17 protein-coding genes and 1 pseudogene are annotated in these 16135 nt (G+C 36.5%); all 18 read left to right on the top strand.

Going from position 1 to position 16135, the window contains the following annotated elements; all coding sequences use genetic code 11:
* The first annotated feature begins 78 nt into the window (after nt 1-78).
* The 18 genes and pseudogenes from NKR74_RS22895 (at nt 79) to NKR74_RS22810 (ending at nt 16134) form a co-directional block, all read left to right on the top strand.
* The gene (locus NKR74_RS22895) at nt 79-921 is read left to right on the top strand and encodes an ABC transporter ATP-binding protein (RefSeq protein WP_253630952.1); all 843 of its coding nucleotides are present in this window, start codon (nt 79-81) and stop codon (nt 919-921) included.
* Nucleotides 921-1628: an ABC transporter permease gene (locus NKR74_RS22890; protein WP_253630951.1), complete on the top strand. Its 708-nt coding sequence runs from the start codon at nt 921-923 to the stop codon at nt 1626-1628. Before NKR74_RS22895 ends, NKR74_RS22890 begins: the two co-directional genes overlap by 1 nt.
* Nucleotides 1629-1789: 161 nt before the next feature.
* Nucleotides 1790-2719: a stage II sporulation protein SpoIIQ gene (gene spoIIQ / locus NKR74_RS22885; protein WP_253630950.1), complete on the top strand. Its 930-nt coding sequence runs from the start codon at nt 1790-1792 to the stop codon at nt 2717-2719.
* Nucleotides 2720-2866: 147 nt separating this feature from the next.
* A complete protein-coding gene (locus NKR74_RS22880; RefSeq protein ID WP_098310419.1) occupies nt 2867-3001 on the top strand; it encodes an ABC transporter ATP-binding protein in 135 nt (44 codons plus the stop codon).
* Nucleotides 3002-3359: 358 nt separating this feature from the next.
* Nucleotides 3360-3740 (top strand): triple tyrosine motif-containing protein, encoded by a 381-nt coding sequence (locus NKR74_RS22875; RefSeq protein ID WP_253630949.1) that lies wholly within the window; start codon nt 3360-3362, stop codon nt 3738-3740.
* Between the two features lie 515 nt (nt 3741-4255).
* Nucleotides 4256-4528: a sporulation transcriptional regulator SpoIIID gene (gene spoIIID / locus NKR74_RS22870; protein ID WP_020061467.1), complete on the top strand. Its 273-nt coding sequence runs from the start codon at nt 4256-4258 to the stop codon at nt 4526-4528.
* Between the two features lie 159 nt (nt 4529-4687).
* A complete protein-coding gene (gene mreB, locus NKR74_RS22865) occupies nt 4688-5689 on the top strand; it encodes a rod shape-determining protein (protein ID WP_098310417.1) in 1002 nt (333 codons plus the stop codon).
* 447 nt (nt 5690-6136) lie between these two features.
* Nucleotides 6137-6571, top strand: coding sequence for a 3-hydroxyacyl-ACP dehydratase FabZ (gene fabZ, locus NKR74_RS22860; RefSeq protein WP_035430592.1), 435 nt, complete (start codon nt 6137-6139; stop codon nt 6569-6571).
* Nucleotides 6572-6956: 385 nt separating this feature from the next.
* A pseudogene (locus NKR74_RS22855) lies at nt 6957-7067 on the top strand (tyrosine protein kinase); the annotation flags it as partial.
* Between the two features lie 273 nt (nt 7068-7340).
* The gene (locus tag NKR74_RS22850; RefSeq protein WP_253630948.1) at nt 7341-8015 is read left to right on the top strand and encodes a CpsD/CapB family tyrosine-protein kinase; all 675 of its coding nucleotides are present in this window, start codon (nt 7341-7343) and stop codon (nt 8013-8015) included.
* 286 nt (nt 8016-8301) lie between these two features.
* Nucleotides 8302-9045 carry a YveK family protein gene (locus tag NKR74_RS22845; RefSeq protein WP_253630947.1) on the top strand — a complete coding sequence of 248 codons (744 nt, stop codon included), beginning with the start codon at nt 8302-8304 and terminating at the stop codon, nt 9043-9045.
* Nucleotides 9035-9739 carry a CpsD/CapB family tyrosine-protein kinase gene (locus tag NKR74_RS22840; RefSeq protein WP_253630946.1) on the top strand — a complete coding sequence of 235 codons (705 nt, stop codon included), beginning with the start codon at nt 9035-9037 and terminating at the stop codon, nt 9737-9739. Before NKR74_RS22845 ends, NKR74_RS22840 begins: the two co-directional genes overlap by 11 nt.
* A gap of 72 nt (nt 9740-9811) precedes the next feature.
* A complete protein-coding gene (locus NKR74_RS22835; protein WP_253630945.1) occupies nt 9812-10579 on the top strand; it encodes a tyrosine-protein phosphatase in 768 nt (255 codons plus the stop codon).
* Nucleotides 10580-10830: 251 nt separating this feature from the next.
* Nucleotides 10831-11712, top strand: a complete 882-nt coding sequence (galU, locus tag NKR74_RS22830) for a UTP--glucose-1-phosphate uridylyltransferase GalU (protein ID WP_253630944.1) — start codon at nt 10831-10833, stop codon at nt 11710-11712.
* 130 nt (nt 11713-11842) lie between these two features.
* The gene (locus NKR74_RS22825; RefSeq protein ID WP_253630943.1) at nt 11843-13663 is read left to right on the top strand and encodes a polysaccharide biosynthesis protein; all 1821 of its coding nucleotides are present in this window, start codon (nt 11843-11845) and stop codon (nt 13661-13663) included.
* 97 nt (nt 13664-13760) lie between these two features.
* Nucleotides 13761-14876 (top strand): DegT/DnrJ/EryC1/StrS family aminotransferase, encoded by a 1116-nt coding sequence (locus NKR74_RS22820; protein ID WP_253631206.1) that lies wholly within the window; start codon nt 13761-13763, stop codon nt 14874-14876.
* On the top strand, nt 14876-15520 hold the full coding sequence (locus NKR74_RS22815) for a sugar transferase (RefSeq protein WP_301287742.1): 645 nt from the start codon (nt 14876-14878) through the stop codon (nt 15518-15520). Before NKR74_RS22820 ends, NKR74_RS22815 begins: the two co-directional genes overlap by 1 nt.
* Nucleotides 15517-16134, top strand: a complete 618-nt coding sequence (locus NKR74_RS22810) for an acetyltransferase (protein WP_253630942.1) — start codon at nt 15517-15519, stop codon at nt 16132-16134. Before NKR74_RS22815 ends, NKR74_RS22810 begins: the two co-directional genes overlap by 4 nt.
* Nucleotide 16135: the final 1 nt, after the last annotated feature.

The raw sequence follows: 16135 nt of genomic DNA, 5'->3' as shown, positions 1-16135 counted from the left end.
AAGAAAACGAAAAGCGGAAGCAGCTCGCTTAGAATGGAGGACATAGGGCTCCTGACGCAGAGCAAAGGGGATGAAGAAATGACGTTGGCAATTGAAATGAAAGATGTAATGAAAACCTTCGATAGTAAAACAGCGCTTCGCAATGTAAATATTGAAGTGAAAGAAGGAGAAATCTTCGGGTTTCTTGGACCGAGCGGATCGGGGAAAACAACAACTGTGAAAATCTTAACTGCGCAGTTGCTTCATAGTGTAGGAAAGGTGAGAGTACTAGGTCAAGATATTACAGGGCCAGGCAGTATTGATTATAAACGAATTGGTATTTTGACAGATAACAGCGGTTTATATGAAAGACTTAGTATTTATGATAATTTGCTATTATTTTGTGACTTATACGATTGTAAAAAAGAACGAATTGATGAAGTGTTAGCGCAAGTGAACTTATTAGACGATAAAAAAACACAGGTGAAAAAGCTCTCAAAAGGAATGAAGCAGCGCGTGACATTAGCGAGGGCCATTTTGCATAAACCGGACATTCTGTTCTTAGATGAGCCAACATCAGCGCTTGATCCAGCCAATGTACAAAATATTCATAATATCTTAAGGGATTTAAATAAAGAAGGAACGACAATCTTCTTAACGACTCACAATATGGATGAAGCAGAAACACTTTGCGACCGCATCGCGTTCTTATGCGGCGGAGAAATTGTGGTGCTAGATACACCGGGAAATTTAAGACTTCGATATGCAAAAGATAAAATTGAAGTTGTGCTAAAAGACAAACGGAAAGAAACGGTACAAAAAGATGAACTCGGAGCAAAACGAATTTCGGAGTGGATGAAAAATGGTGAACTTTTATCGATTCATTCTTACGAGCCGACGTTAGGGGATATTTTTATTGAAGTAACTGGGAGGGGATTATAATGACGTTTTCAATGAAGAGATTTTCAGCCATTGTTCGGAAGGAAATGTATGATGCAGGGAAAAATTCACAAATTTTGATTATGGCTTTGTTGCCAGTTCTACTCGCTTTCTTTTATAGCAATATTGATTCACAGAAAGAATTTTTTGCTAGCTTTACGGTTGCGATGACGCTCACAATGGTAGGAAGTTTCGTGCAAGCGATTATGATTGCTGAAGAAAAAGAAAAACATACATTACGTGTCTTAATGTTATCTCCGGCAAATCCGATAGAAGTTATTTTAGGGAAAAGTGTGCTAACGATCTTTTTTGTCATTGCAGCAAGTTTTGCTAGCTTATTGATTTTAGGGACTTTACAAGGAAACATCGGAATGCTAATTGTCATTCTCCTTGTGGGCACATTGCTTTGTATTATATTAGGTACAATTGTTGGGCTATTGTCACAAAATATGGCACAGACATCTATTGTAGGGATGCCAGTTTTCTTATTGTTTACATTGGGACCAATGCTGCAAGAGTTTGTGAAAAATGAAATTGTAAAAAAAGCAGTAGGTTTTCTTCCAACAACCCATATTATAGAAGGTATGGGAAAAGTAATGCAGGGAAAAGGTTTCTCTGCGATTCAAGAGCATATTTTCAATAATGCGATTTGGATTGCATTTCTGATTGTGATTTGTTTCTTTGTCTATAAAAAGAAACAATTAGACTAAAAACTGAGCCAAAACGCTCAGTTTTTTTCTTTTTTTATCATTTCCTCGGAAATTTTGTAACTCCTATGCATATTTTTACAAATTTTGTCGAAAAGTAATTAGTTGTAGATTGTATAGGATGAATGAATCTTGTTCAAAATGATTGCTGAGGTGATGATAGAATGAGAGAGAGGGAAAACAAGAGGTCTTCTCGAAAAGTAGTACATTTATTTCAAAAGCGTTGGGTATTCCCGACACTATACATTGTGTGTGCAGCGGTGATTTTAACAGTTGCATTATGGTATCAGGCAGCGAATACGAAAAAGACGCCTGAGAAAAATGAAGCAACGCCGCAAAGCGTAAGTGAAATTCCTACAATGCCAGTCACAAAATCTTCAGAAGTCGTGAAGATGCCAACTGCAAATGCAGCAGAAGTTGTTGTAAAGAAGAAGTTTTACGAGGATAAAGCAGCAGCCGAGGAGCAAGAACAAGCACTTGTCTTTTATAACAACACATACTCTGCGAATACAGGAATTGATATCACAGCAAAAAATGGAAAAGAGTTTGATGTCACAGCGGCATTAAGCGGTACGGTTACAAAAGCGGAAAAAGATCCACTTCTTGGCTATGTTGTAACAGTTGACAATGGCAATGGCGTTACAACGTTTTATCAAAGCTTAGGCAGTGCAAAAGTGGAAAAAGGTGCGAAAATCAATCAAGGTGAAATGTTAGGGAAAGCAGGACTAAGTGAAATGAACAAAGAAGCAGGTTATCACGTTCATTTCGAAGTTCGTAAAGATAACGTTGCAGTAAACCCAGAACTTTACTTCGACAAGTCTGTTGCAGATATTAAAGTTGAAAAGCAAGAAAAGCAAAAAGAGGAAAAATCAACAAACGGCGCAACTGATGAGAAGCAAAAAGAAGAAAAATCAACAAGTGGCACAAATGATGAGAAACAAAAAGAAGAAAAATCAACAAGTGGCACAAATGATGAGAAACAAAAAGAAGAAAAATCAACAAACAGCCCAGCTGATGACAAGAAAAAAGAAGAGAAGTCTACAAATAGCTCAGCAGGTCAAGATGATAGCTCTTCTGCTGAACAAACAGAGTAATATACGAAACCATCAGCCCTCTATACGAGGGTTGATGGTTTTATTTTTATATAAAAATAATTAATATGTCTAAAAAAACCTGTAACAGCAAGGAAATTGGACAGAATTCTCGAATATATATTAGTAAAAGGAGGGGATTACTTTACTATGTCATTGCTATTCGTTTTGTTGATTGCACTTATTTTATTGTTTGTTTTATCTTCATTATATTATTTGATTACAAGCAAAAGGGAAGTCCCCCGTCAAAGCCTTTGGGAAGAAAAAATAGATCAAGAAGAATGACGCCTTTAATAAAGGGCGTTATTTTTATTTTTTTCTAATTTGAATTTATTTTATGTGTAGACAATCTAATGAGATATTTTAAGATTATTATTTTTGGTTTTTTAATGTACAGAAAATGAAATATAAGTAATACCTTATCCTTGTATAATAAATTTCTTTAATAATTATAATTTTACATATAAGGAAGATTAGCGCTGAAGATAGAGAAACATCTTATTTGAAAATGTTTGATAAGGGTATTGACCATGTAGTATTTGATAGTGCATATTACACAAATAATAGAAATTTATTTTAGAATAAGTATTTTTTTTTTGTTATAATTTGTAATGAATTGTAATGAGTTTTAGGAGGGGATTAGATGTTTAAGAAAATAATAGTTCCATTATTCGCTGTATCGTTAGTGATTGCTGGTTGTAGCAAGGAAACAACTAAAGAAAAACCGACAGAAAAAACAGAGCAGAACAAACAGGGAATACCTTTGGGGATTTCTGGGGCAAAGATTGAAAAAGTTAATGAACGTACTTTAAAGGTGGATGTAACAGCAAAAGGTGAAAATTTAAAGTATGCATACTATATTTATAAGGGTACAAACATAGTAGAAAAAATAGGTTATAAACCAGAAGCTTCTTTAACATATGAGGTAAAAGAACCAGGTACATACAAAGTTAAAGTATATGCGAAGGATAAGAAAGGAAAAATAGAAACTCGATATACAAGTGAAGTAAAGATTGAAAAGTAATTGCCATGTTTTTTAATAAGTATAGAAATAAAAAGGTTGTATTAAAATACACTATCCTATTTGTCGGTAGTTGTTAATAAGATAAGTAGGGTTTAAAAGGGACTGACTCGTTAATATCATGAGTCAGTCTTTTTTATTTAACATTAATAGGTGGTAAATAGTGAATTAAAACTTTGGGGAATTAGAGAGTTCTTGGAGTTAATGAGAGGATTGAAACATGCCCCTTGATTTTATGTGTATGAAAACGGGTTGTATTTACGTTTTTTTTGCCAAAAATGTAATTTTTGTCACTTTAGTCCGCAAAAATACAGAACTTGTAGCATATAAATACAATGCGGGCAATAGAATGGTATAAACCAAAGCAAAGAGAGTGTTTGAGGTGAGAAATCGTGGATCATTTTATTATAAATCCCAGGAAGTATAACGCTTACAAACAGCATTCGAACGTACAGCCTAGTCATATGCAGCGAGTCTCATTTCACCCTTCTCACATCCAATTTAGGGAGGCGAGTGGTGTGCACGATTACATCAAAGAGAGAACAATCAAGATTGGCAAGTATATCGTGGAGACAAGAAAAACAGTTCGTGTGATTGCAAAGGAATTTGGTGTATCAAAAAGTACTGTGCATAAAGATTTAACAGAACGCTTACCAGAAATTAATCCAGAGCTCGCAAATGAAGTGAAGGAAATTCTTGATTATCATAAGTCAATTCGTCACCTCCGCGGCGGCGAAGCAACGAAGCAAAAGTATCAAAAAGAGGACACAGAAAAAATCGTGCGTCAATAATCTGACAATCAGGCAAACATTCCTAATGAAAGGTAAAAAAATTCGGTAGAATCTATTTCTTCAATATTACGTTTCTACAAAGAATATGCTAAAATTAGAAATTAGGTGTAAAGTATTCGGGTTAAGCCTGATTTATATATTGAGGAGGAAAACACAGGAATGTTTGCGAGAGATATCGGAATTGACCTTGGCACGGCCAACGTATTGATTCATGTAAAAGGTAAAGGGATTGTATTAAATGAACCGTCTGTTGTGGCGATTGACCGCAATACGGGAAAAGTATTAGCGGTAGGTGAAGAAGCAAGACGCATGGTAGGGCGTACACCTGGAAACATTGTAGCGATTCGTCCGCTAAAAGATGGTGTAATTGCTGATTTCGAAATTACAGAAGCGATGTTAAAACATTTCATCAACAAACTAGACGTAAAAGGCTTCTTATCAAAACCTCGCATTTTAATTTGCTGTCCAACAAACATCACATCTGTAGAACAAAAAGCTATTCGTGAAGCTGCTGAGAGATCTGGCGGTAAGAAAGTATACTTAGAAGAAGAACCAAAAGTAGCTGCTGTTGGTGCTGGTATGGAAATCTTCCAACCAAGCGGAAATATGGTTGTAGATATTGGCGGAGGTACAACGGATATTGCAGTACTTTCTATGGGCGATATCGTTACCTCCTCTTCCATTAAAATGGCGGGCGATAAGTTTGATATGGAGATCTTACACTATATTAAACGTAAGTATAAGCTATTAATCGGGGAACGTACAGCAGAAGATATTAAAATTAAAGCAGGTACAGTATTCCCAGGTGCACGCAGTGAAGAACTTGAAATTCGCGGCCGTGACATGGTAACAGGTCTGCCTCGCACAATTTCAGTATGCTCTGAAGAAATCACAGAGGCATTGAAAGAAAACGCAGCTGTTATTGTACAAGCTGCAAAAGGTGTATTAGAACGTACACCGCCTGAATTATCTGCTGATATTATCGACCGCGGCGTTATTTTAACGGGCGGCGGAGCACTACTGCACGGCATTGACATGCTTCTTGCAGAAGAATTAAAAGTACCTGTATTGATCGCGGAAAATCCAATGCACTGTGTAGCAGTTGGAACAGGTATCATGCTTGAGAACATCGACAAATTACCACGCCGCGCTTTACTGTAAGTAAGAAAGAACATTAGGTATATTGCCTAATGTTCTTTTTTTATATTTATCTTTAAAAATATATAGTTTTTGCGAAAAATGTAGAAATATAAAGGAAAATAGAGAAAAATAAACCTTTACTGATATATTTTAGCGAATTTGCCGTTTTTCATATTAGAAATGGTTATACTATAATGAAGCCGAATACGACACATGAGGCAATATGCCTTCAGGCATATTGCCTTCCCCTAACTTGGGCATGCACTCTTTTCTACCTCCGTGTCAACTGTATTTATTTCTGTTATACCAAAGTTTGTAGGAAAGAAAGAGTGTATGCATTTTTTTGAAGCGATACGAAGCAGGAAAGACTGCTTCGTTTTTTTTAATAATGACAAATAATGAATAAAGTGGGATAATAATATATAACCAAGTACTAAGACTAATTTCTAAAAAAGGAGCGATATACATATGTTGAACATAGAGCAAATTAAAGAAATTATCCCGCATCGTTATCCATTTCTACTTGTTGATCAAGTTCTTGAAGTAGAAGAAGGAAAACGTGCGGTTGGTATTAAAAACGTATCGGCAAATGAAGAATACTTTAACGGCCATTTCCCTGACTACGCAGTAATGCCTGGAGTATTAATTGTTGAGGCACTTGCACAAGTCGGAGCAATTGCTGTTTTAAAGAAAGAAGAAAACCGCGGCCGCCTTGCTTTCTTTGCGGGCATTGACAACTGCCGTTTCAAAAGACAAGTACGTCCGGGCGATCAACTTCGTTTAGAAGTAGAAATGACGCGCGTACGTGGTCCGATTGGTAAAGGGAAAGCAGTCGCAACAGTAAACGGTGAGGTTGCTTGTGAAGCGGAAATTACATTTGCGCTTGGAGATAAGAAGGAATAATTTTAAAAAGAACACTCTGTCGAGTGTTCTCTTTTATCCCGCATTAACGGGCAGTAAGACCTCCACCTTAAGATTCAGAGAAAATCGAAGAAGGATAGGTGGGGGATAACTGCCCGTAAAAGCCCGATTGGTTCAACTAACCATCAGTGGGGAAAGAAGCCCCCCACTGATGGAAGTTTCACTTTACGAAGAAATTTCACTACATGTATATTTTTGAGTAAGAATAGTTTGTGTAATAAAACCCGCTGTACATAACACCTTGATCCGCTTTCTTAACAACATACATAATAGACAGAAAAAACAAAATAAACATATTGTCAAACAAATGTGTTTTATGTATGATTTGTATATCTTATTAATTACCAAAAGAGATATTATCATATAAAAAGAGAAAGCTGTGAAAGCAAAGCAGCTGCTTGAGCATACCTCAGGAAAATTATTAGGTGTGATCTTAAATGCGAAAGAAGAATTGAAAAATAAATATGGATACTATTAATAGAGAGATTATATAGATTCTTCATGTTCCCATGCTAGGGAATGAAATTTTTTGTGCATTGAAAATTCTACTAAAGATAGGTATAATTTATACGATTTATTCGGTATAATGAACAACCGATCTATATGATAAGCATCTTTTTCTTTGTTTTTTTAATTTATATATAAAAAAAACATAATATATTAATAATAATGAGTGTAATCTGTTCTTTAAAAAAGAACGGATTGAGGGGTGCCATATATGTGTTGTACATAAAAAAAGGAGAGATTTGTTGTGTTCGGTAAACAGAGACAGACAAAACGAAAATTAGTAGCACATCATGAACCAAAATCGCAAATTGCCGAGCAGTACCGGAATATTCGTACAAATATTCAATTTACAGCGGTAGATAGTGACGTACGTTCTATTGTTGTGACTTCGTCTTGTACAGGAGAGGGAAAAACAACGACAATTGCCAATTTAGCAGTCGTATTCGGACAACAAGGGAAACAAGTGTTAGTAATTGATGCAGATATGAGAAAGCCAAAGCTGCATGAGATGTTTCATATTCACAATCAATTTGGCTTAACGAATGTTCTATCTGGACAAGCTTCGTTTGAGCGGTGTGTACATAAAACAGAAATAGAAAACGTGTCGTTCTTGCCATCAGGTCCCATTCCTCCAAACCCGGCAGAATTATTAACCTTTCGTATGATGGGAGAAATGCTAGAGCAGGCATATGCAGCATTTGATATCGTGTTAATTGATTCACCGCCTGTGCTCGCTGTAACAGACGCACAAGTTGTAGCGAATCGATGCGACGGGATTATTTTAGTTGTACGCAGCGAAGTGACAGAAAAAGCCCAAATCGTGAAAGCGAAACAACTATTAGATAACGCTTCTGGTAAATTGCTAGGAGTTGTTTTGAATGACAAAAAGCAACAGACGGATCAATACGGATACTATTAATAGAGAAAACCTATGAGAGAAAAATCATAGGTTTTCTCTATCTATTCAATGTTTCGCGAGTAATAGTTTTTGCGGAAAAAGGGATTTTGTGGAAATTTTGTGGAGAATGTTGTAAATTTTAATGGTTTTATGTAGAATTGTATGTGTTGGTCTTATGAGAAGGGCATAAAAAATTAACATATTTATATTAAAATGACATGAAAAATTAACACTTCTGTATTAATGATGGTATATGATTGTACTATAATTTATTTTTCATGTAATAAACTGAAAGCTGGAGGAAGTTATGGAGGAAACGATTAGTTTAAAAGAGTTATTTCAAATTTTACGAAAACGCCTAGCAATGATCCTTTCAATTACATTTGGTGCCGCTATTATTAGTGCAGTTGTAAGTTTTTTCTTTATAACACCAATCTATCAAACTTCTACGCAAGTTCTTGTTAACCAAAAGAAACAAGAAGGGGCCGCATTTCAAGCTGGTGAAGTTCAAAGCAATATTCAATTAACAAATACATATAAAGTAATTATTAAAAGTCCAGTTGTTTTAGATCAAGTAAAAGAAAAACTGAATTTAGACATGACAACACAAGCTTTAACGGGGAAGATTGATGTTGCAAATGAGAAGGATTCCCAAGTTATTTCAATAACTGTCAAAGATAAAGATCCAAAGTTAGCGCGTGATATTGCAAACACAACAGCAGAAGTGTTTAAAGGTGAAGTTGCGAAGATTATGAACGTAGATAACGTAACCGTTCTTTCAAAAGCAGAAATAGTTGAACATCAATCACCAATTAAACCACAACCAGTGTTAAACATTGCAATGGCATTTGTTGTTGGATTGATGGCTTCTATCGGTCTTGCATTCTTACTAGAATACTTAGACAACACAGTGAAAAAAGAAGAAGATATCGAAGCGTTACTTGGTTTACCTGTATTAGGGGTTGTAGCGCGGATGGATGAAGGAGAAAAAGGATCCAAAACACATGCATCATCAGCGAAGAGAGTAGGGGGGCATACAATTGGCTCTTAAAGGTTTATTCCAGAAAAATAACAACCATCGTCAACGTCGTCAATTAATTGCATATAACCAGCCGAAGTCTCCGGTGGCAGAACAATTTCGTAACATTCGTACAAATATTGAATTTGCGGCGATAGATACGAATATTCATTCTCTAATGGTAACATCTCCAAGCCCAAGCGAAGGAAAAACAACAACAGTAGGGAACATCGCTGTTGTATTTGCCCAGCAAGGAAAGAGAGTGCTACTTGTCGATGCAGACTTACGGAAACCAGCTCTGCACCAAATGTTCCAAGTCGATAATATTTTTGGTTTAACAAACATTTTGACACATGGTGAAAGATTTGAAAAATGTGTGCAAACAACGAATGTTGAAAATCTATATTTTCTTCCGTGCGGACCGATTCCGCCAAACCCAGCAGAGCTGCTTGGTTCTAAGGCCATGAAAGAATTTCTCGGACAAGCTTACAGCATGTATGATTTAGTCATCTTTGATTTACCGCCGATTTTGCCAGTATCAGATGCACAAATTATGGCAAATCAATGTGATGCATCTCTGCTTGTTGTACGCAGCGCGCACACGGAAAAAGAAGCAGCATTAAAAGCAAAAAGGTTACTAGAAGCAGCAAAAGGTAAATTATTGGGTGCTGTTCTGAACGACCGTGAACGTGAGCAAAGCTTATATTACTATTACGGCACAAATTAAAGAGAAGAGGTGTGTGGAATACGCACACCTGGCTCTCTTATTAAGCGTATATGTATAGAAAGGGTGGAAAACGTGATTGACTTACATTGTCATATTTTACCTGGTGTTGATGACGGGGCACAAACAATAACAGATAGCATAGCAATGGCTAAAGCAGCAGTAGCGGAAGGAATACATACAATTGTAGCAACTCCCCATCATCAAAATGGAAGGTATGTCAATGAGCGTACAGATATTCTTCACCAGGTAAAGCAATTAAATAGCTTATTGAAAGAAAACGATATAAATTTGAAGGTTTTACCAGGTCAAGAAGTTCGATTATACGGTGACTTACTAACAGACTATGAAGCGAACAAAATCGTCACATTAAACGAAGCAAGTACATACATACTCATCGAATTCTCGTCTAATCATGTACCGCGCTATGCAGAGCAAATGCTGTACGAATTACGAGTAAAGGGATTAATCCCAATTATCGTTCACCCAGAGCGTAATGCAGAGTTAATCGAGCACCCTGATAAGCTATACAACTTTGTTAGCAAAGGAGCACTTACCCAAGTAACAGCAGGCAGTTTACTTGGCAACTTCGGCAAAAAAATTAAAAAGTTCTCACTGCAACTCATCGAACATAATTTAACGCATATGATTGCATCTGATGCACATAACACAACAACACGCGGATTTCACTTACAAGCTGGTTATGATGTCATTGAAAAAGAATTTGGTACTAACATACTTATGGATTTTAAAGAAAATCCATATCTATTAATAAGCGGAAAAAGTGTTTATAAAGAAGATCCAGAACAAATTCGCCGTAAGAAAATATTTGGTATCTTTTAATACGTATATGGTAATGTCTCCTAACCGTTATCAATGGAGGCACTCGGCCTTGCTGTGGGTAGAAATTTCATTTCAACCTACCTTAGACGCGTGTCGTCAGGAGCATGGCGTGAGGATGGGTTAGATGCCCAAAATTATTTTAGAAACTCTAGCTATAGAGTTGTGCATAAGGACGCTATAGCTAGGGTTTTTATTATTTAAATATATTTATAAATATACATATCAATAAAATATATTTAGGGGGACTGACAATGAAACAAGTAAAAAAAGCAATTATTCCAGCAGCTGGACTTGGAACAAGATTTTTACCAGCGACGAAGGCAATGCCAAAAGAAATGTTACCAATTGTCGACAAACCGACAATTCAGTACATCGTAGAAGAAGCAATTGAATCAGGGATTGAAGATATTATTATCGTAACAGGAAAAGGAAAACGTGCGATTGAAGATCACTTTGACCACTCCTTTGAACTAGAACAAAACTTATTAGAAAAAGGGAAGTATGGCATACTTGAAAAAGTACAAGCATCTTCCAAAATTAACATTCACTACATAAGACAAAAAGAACCAAAAGGATTAGGACACGCAGTATGGTGCGCGCGCAAGTTTATTGGAAACGAACCATTTGCCGTATTACTTGGAGATGACATTGTTCAAGCGGAAACACCGTGCTTACGTCAATTAATGAATGAATATGAAGCAACAAAAGCTTCTGTCATTGGGGTGCAAACAGTACCAGACAATGAAACACACCGCTATGGCATTATCGATCCAGCCGAGCAAAATGGCCGCCGTTATCAAGTGCGTCAATTTGTCGAAAAACCAGCACAAGGAACAGCACCATCGAACTTAGCAATTATGGGACGTTACGTCTTAACACCAGAAATCTTTATGTTCCTAGAAGACCAGCAAACAGGTGCGGGCGGAGAAATTCAGTTAACAGATGCAATTCAGCGTTTAAATGAAATTCAACGAGTGTTTGCGTATGATTTTGAAGGAACACGTTATGACGTTGGGGAGAAGTTTGGGTTTATTAAAACAACGATCGAAATGGCACTTCAGCATGAGGAATTACGAGATGAACTGATGAAATATATGAATGGATTAGTGCAGAAAGAGACTGTACATATATAAAAAGAATAGTATTTTGTGCTGCCAGTATATGTGTGTAACATAGGGAAAATAAATAATTTAGCTGTAGCTTCTTTAAAATGAAGAGGAAAAATTTTTATTTAAAAATAAGATAAAGAAAGGAACATGTATATTGAGTTATCCAAAACGGCTTTCATTATTAATTTTCTTAGATTCATTTATTGTGTTAACTGCCGTGTACTTAAGTTATTGGTTTATACATCCGAATGCATTAAGCGGCGATGTTCCGATTACATTAATTATTAGTTCGATTACATTACTTTGTAGCCATCATATTTTTGCATCTATTTATAAGTTATATAGTAAGGCTTGGGAGTATGCGAGCATTGGAGAATTAAAAAACATATTTAAAGCGGTTACCTTTTCGATTATAGTAACAGCAATTGTACAAGAAATTATTAATCAAGATATTTATGTTCGTATTTTGGCAATGGCATGGATGCTTCATCTGTTGTTAATTGGTGGTTCACGCTTTGTTTGGCGTATGTTTCGTGATACATATATGGCAAAGAATACAAGCAATATAAATAAAACACGAACACTTATTGTTGGAGCGGGTTCAGCAGGAACAATGGTTGTAAGACAGTTACAACAAAATAAAGAAGCTGATTTATACCCAGTCGCATTTGTAGATGATGATAGAAATAAACAGCGATTAGAAATTTATAATGTACCGGTTGTAGGTTCAACAAAGGATATTGAAAGAGTTGTAGAGCAATATAAAATTGAACATATTATTATTGCTATTCCTTCTTTAAATAGAAAACAAGTAAATAAGATTTTTGAAACATGTACAAAAACAAAAGCAAAAACGCAGATTGTGCCGATGCTAGAAGATCTTTTAGATGGTAAAGTCTCTGTAAATGAGTTTCGTGATGTACAAGTAGAAGACTTGTTAGGAAGAGAACCAGTTCAGCTAGACGATGCAGGCATTGGAGAAAAGATTACAGGTAAGACAATTTTAGTAACAGGTGCTGGTGGATCCATTGGTTCTGAAATTTGTCGTCAAGTTATGAAGTATAAACCAGCAAAAATTGTTCTCTTGGGACATGGTGAAAATAGCATTTATCATATTGAAATGGAATTGCGCACAAGTTATAAAGATGCAGCTGAAATTACGACAGAAATTGCTGATGTACAAGATCGGAATAAAATATTTGAAGTAATGAAAAAGCATCAGCCATTTATTGTATACCATGCAGCAGCTCATAAACATGTTCCTTTAATGGAGCGTAATCCAGAGGAAGCTGTGAAGAATAATATTATTGGTACGAAAAATGTAGCAGAAGCAGCTGATACGTTTAAAGTAAATACGTTTGTTATGGTTTCTACAGATAAAGCGGTAAATCCAACAAACGTAATGGGGGCGACAAAACGTGTTGCAGAAATGGTTGTCCAACATATGGCTACGGTAAGTAAAACACGATTCGTGGCAGTTCGGTTCGGAAACGTACTCGGAAGCAGAGGAAGTGTAATCCCACTATTTAAAAGACAAATCAAAAAAGGTGGCCCTGTGACGGTTACACATCCGGAGATTACCCGCTACTTTATGACCATCCCAGAAGCGTCAAGACTTGTGATCCAAGCGGGTACGTTAGCTAAAGGCGGCGAGATTTTTGTGTTAGATATGGGAGAACCAGTTAAGATTGTAGACTTAGCAAAAAACCTAATTCAACTGTCAGGTTATTCTGTTGAAGAAATCGGGATTGATTTTAGCGGCTTGAGGCCGGGCGAGAAGATGTATGAAGAGCTACTAAATGAGAATGAAGTGCATCCGGAGCAAGTATTCCCGAAAATTCATATAGGAAAAGCTGTTTTGATGGAACTGGATATTATTCAGCAGTTTATAGATAATTTTGAGCAGATGAGTCAAGAGAGCATAAGAGAGACTTTATTAGGGTTTGCAAATAATAAAGTTGCGGTAAAAAGTTGAAGAATGGGAACTGATATGATCACGACCTATTTTGATTATGTATTTAAATTGAAACAGAATTTATTTCAGAATTAATAAAGGAAGGAAGTCTTTGAAAATGGGAGAAAGAATATTCCTTTCATCGCCACATATGAGCGATGAGGGTTATGAAATGCAATATGTTAAGGAAGCTTTTGATACGAATTGGATTGCACCTCTTGGGGAAAATGTGAATGGATTTGAAAAAGAACTGGCTACGAAGGTTGGTTCTAAAGCTGCTGCGGCATTATCTTCTGGAACAGCTGCGCTTCATATGGCTCTTAAAGCATCAGGAGTAGGAGAAGGGGATATTGTTTTTTGTCAAACACTGACGTTCTCAGCTACAGCAAATCCTATTATCTATCAAAATGCCATTCCTGTTTTTATAGATAGTGATTATGAAACTTGGAATATGTGTCCTAAAGCATTGGAAGCAGCTTTTGAGAAATATCCAAATGTAAAGGCAGTAATAGTAGTTCACCTTTATGGTCTTTCTGCGGATATGGATAGAATAGTTGAACTTTGTAAGAAACATAATGTTGTTTTAATAGAAGACGCTGCCGAGTCTCTGGGAACTTACTACAAAGGTAGGCATACTGGGACCTTTGGTGATTATGGCATCTTCTCTTTTAATGGAAACAAAATCATTACTACTTCTGGTGGCGGCATGCTTGTTTCTGATAATGAAGAGCGGGTTGCGAAGGTAAGATTTTGGGCTACTCAAAGTAGAGATCAAGCAAGACACTATCAACATAGCGAATTAGGATTCAATTACCGTATGAGCAATGTAGTTGCTGGAATCGGTAGAGGGCAACTTAAAGTATTAGATCAGAGAGTTCAGAAGAAAAGATACATCTTTGAGTTTTATAAGAGAGAACTAGGGGATCTTGAAGGTATTCAGTTCATGCCTAGCAATGACTGGAATGAACCAAATTATTGGTTAAGCTCAATGACTTTAAACGGTAAGGTTCGACCAATTGATATTATGGTAGCTCTTGAAAAAGAAAACATTGAATCCAGACCAATCTGGAAGCCAATGCATATGCAACCATTCTTTGAGAAGTATGACTTTGTTGGTACGGATGTATCGGAAAAACTGTTTGAAAACGGTGTTTGTTTGCCAAGTGATACGAAGATGACGGATGAGGATTTGGCTAGGGGTGTAAAGATTATTAAAGGGTTGTGGTTAGCGTAATGAAAAATTCTAAAGGTGGCATCTATAGAAGGTTCGTAAAAAGGTCGATGGATTTTATACTATCTTTGATCGCTATTATGGTTCTCAGCCCAGTATTTTTGGTAGTTGCTATCCTTGTAAGAGTTAAGCTAGGCAGTCCGGTACTTTTTAAACAGAAAAGACCTGGTCTTAATGAGAAGATTTTTATGATGTATAAGTTTAGGACGATGACGGATGAAAGAGATGAGAATGGAGAACTACTTCCTGATAGTGTAAGGCTTACGAAATTTGGAAGGTTCTTACGTTCTACATCTCTTGATGAGCTTCCTGAACTTTTCAATATTCTTAAAGGCGATATGTCGATCATAGGACCTAGACCTTTACTGGTTCAGTACCTATCATTATACAATGAACATCAAAAGCGTCGTCATAAGGTTAGACCCGGATTGTCTGGTTTAGCGCAGGTAAGTGGTAGGAATGCTATTAGTTGGGAAGAGAAATTTAATCTTGATGTAGAGTATGTAGATAATGTAAGCTTCATCGGAGATTGGAAGATTATTCTTCTAACTATTAAAAAAGTTTTTGTTAGGGAAGGCATTAACTCAGATACCGCTGCAACTATGGAACCATTTAGAGGAAACAAAAAAGGAAGAGTAGAGCTATGAAGAACAAGCTTCTTATAATAGGTGCTAGTGGTCACGGGAAAGTTGTTGCTGATATTGCCTTAAAAATAAATAAATGGCAGAGCATTGCCTTTTTAGATGATGACGAAAGTGTTAAGTCATCAATGGGAATAGAAGTAATCGGTAAATCAGCGGATGTCTTTAAGTATATAGAGGATTGTGACTTTTTTGTAGGTATTGGTAATAATGCTATACGAGAAAAAATCCAGAAGAAGCTTGAAACTGAAGGGGCAAGCATACCTACCTTAACCCATCCTAGTGCTGTTATTGGAGAACAAGTTGAGTTGGCATCAGGTACCGTAGTCATGGCCGGAGTTGTGATTAACTGCTGCACTACAATTGGGAAAGGATGCATTATTAATACAGGTTCTACAATAGATCATGACAATGTAATTGGAGATTATGTGCATATATCACCAGGGGCACATTTAGCTGGTACGGTGAAAGTTGGACGAGGTACTTGGTTAGGTATTGGTAGTGTAGTGAGCAACAATGTTAACATCACTAGTAGCTGTAAAATTGGTGCCGGTGCTGTTGTGGTTAAAGATATAACTGAATTAGGAACCTACGTTGGGGTTCCGTCTAGGAGATTATAGA

The sequence above is a fragment of the Bacillus sp. 3103sda1 genome, assembly GCF_024159135.1.
In the GTDB taxonomy this organism is placed as follows: domain Bacteria; phylum Bacillota; class Bacilli; order Bacillales; family Bacillaceae_G; genus Bacillus_A; species Bacillus_A rhizoplanae.
The sequence above is the reverse complement of the archived record's forward strand: the minus strand, read 5'-3'. Positions and strand labels throughout refer to the sequence as shown.

What these genes read in the sequence shown, in the direction of transcription:
- NKR74_RS22895 (WP_253630952.1), top strand. Translation starts at nt 79, where the DNA reads ATGACGTTGGCAATTGAAATGAAAGATGTAATGAAAACCTTCGATAGT.
- NKR74_RS22890 (WP_253630951.1), top strand. Translation starts at nt 921, where the DNA reads ATGACGTTTTCAATGAAGAGATTTTCAGCCATTGTTCGGAAGGAAATG.
- spoIIQ (WP_253630950.1), top strand. Translation starts at nt 1,790, where the DNA reads ATGAGAGAGAGGGAAAACAAGAGGTCTTCTCGAAAAGTAGTACATTTA.
- NKR74_RS22880 (WP_098310419.1), top strand. Translation starts at nt 2,867, where the DNA reads ATGTCATTGCTATTCGTTTTGTTGATTGCACTTATTTTATTGTTTGTT.
- NKR74_RS22875 (WP_253630949.1), top strand. Translation starts at nt 3,360, where the DNA reads ATGTTTAAGAAAATAATAGTTCCATTATTCGCTGTATCGTTAGTGATT.
- mreB (WP_098310417.1), top strand. Translation starts at nt 4,688, where the DNA reads ATGTTTGCGAGAGATATCGGAATTGACCTTGGCACGGCCAACGTATTG.
- fabZ (WP_035430592.1), top strand. Translation starts at nt 6,137, where the DNA reads ATGTTGAACATAGAGCAAATTAAAGAAATTATCCCGCATCGTTATCCA.
- NKR74_RS22845 (WP_253630947.1), top strand. Translation starts at nt 8,302, where the DNA reads ATGGAGGAAACGATTAGTTTAAAAGAGTTATTTCAAATTTTACGAAAA.
- galU (WP_253630944.1), top strand. Translation starts at nt 10,831, where the DNA reads ATGAAACAAGTAAAAAAAGCAATTATTCCAGCAGCTGGACTTGGAACA.
- NKR74_RS22820 (WP_253631206.1), top strand. Translation starts at nt 13,761, where the DNA reads ATGGGAGAAAGAATATTCCTTTCATCGCCACATATGAGCGATGAGGGT.
- NKR74_RS22815 (WP_301287742.1), top strand. Translation starts at nt 14,876, where the DNA reads ATGAAAAATTCTAAAGGTGGCATCTATAGAAGGTTCGTAAAAAGGTCG.
- NKR74_RS22810 (WP_253630942.1), top strand. Translation starts at nt 15,517, where the DNA reads ATGAAGAACAAGCTTCTTATAATAGGTGCTAGTGGTCACGGGAAAGTT.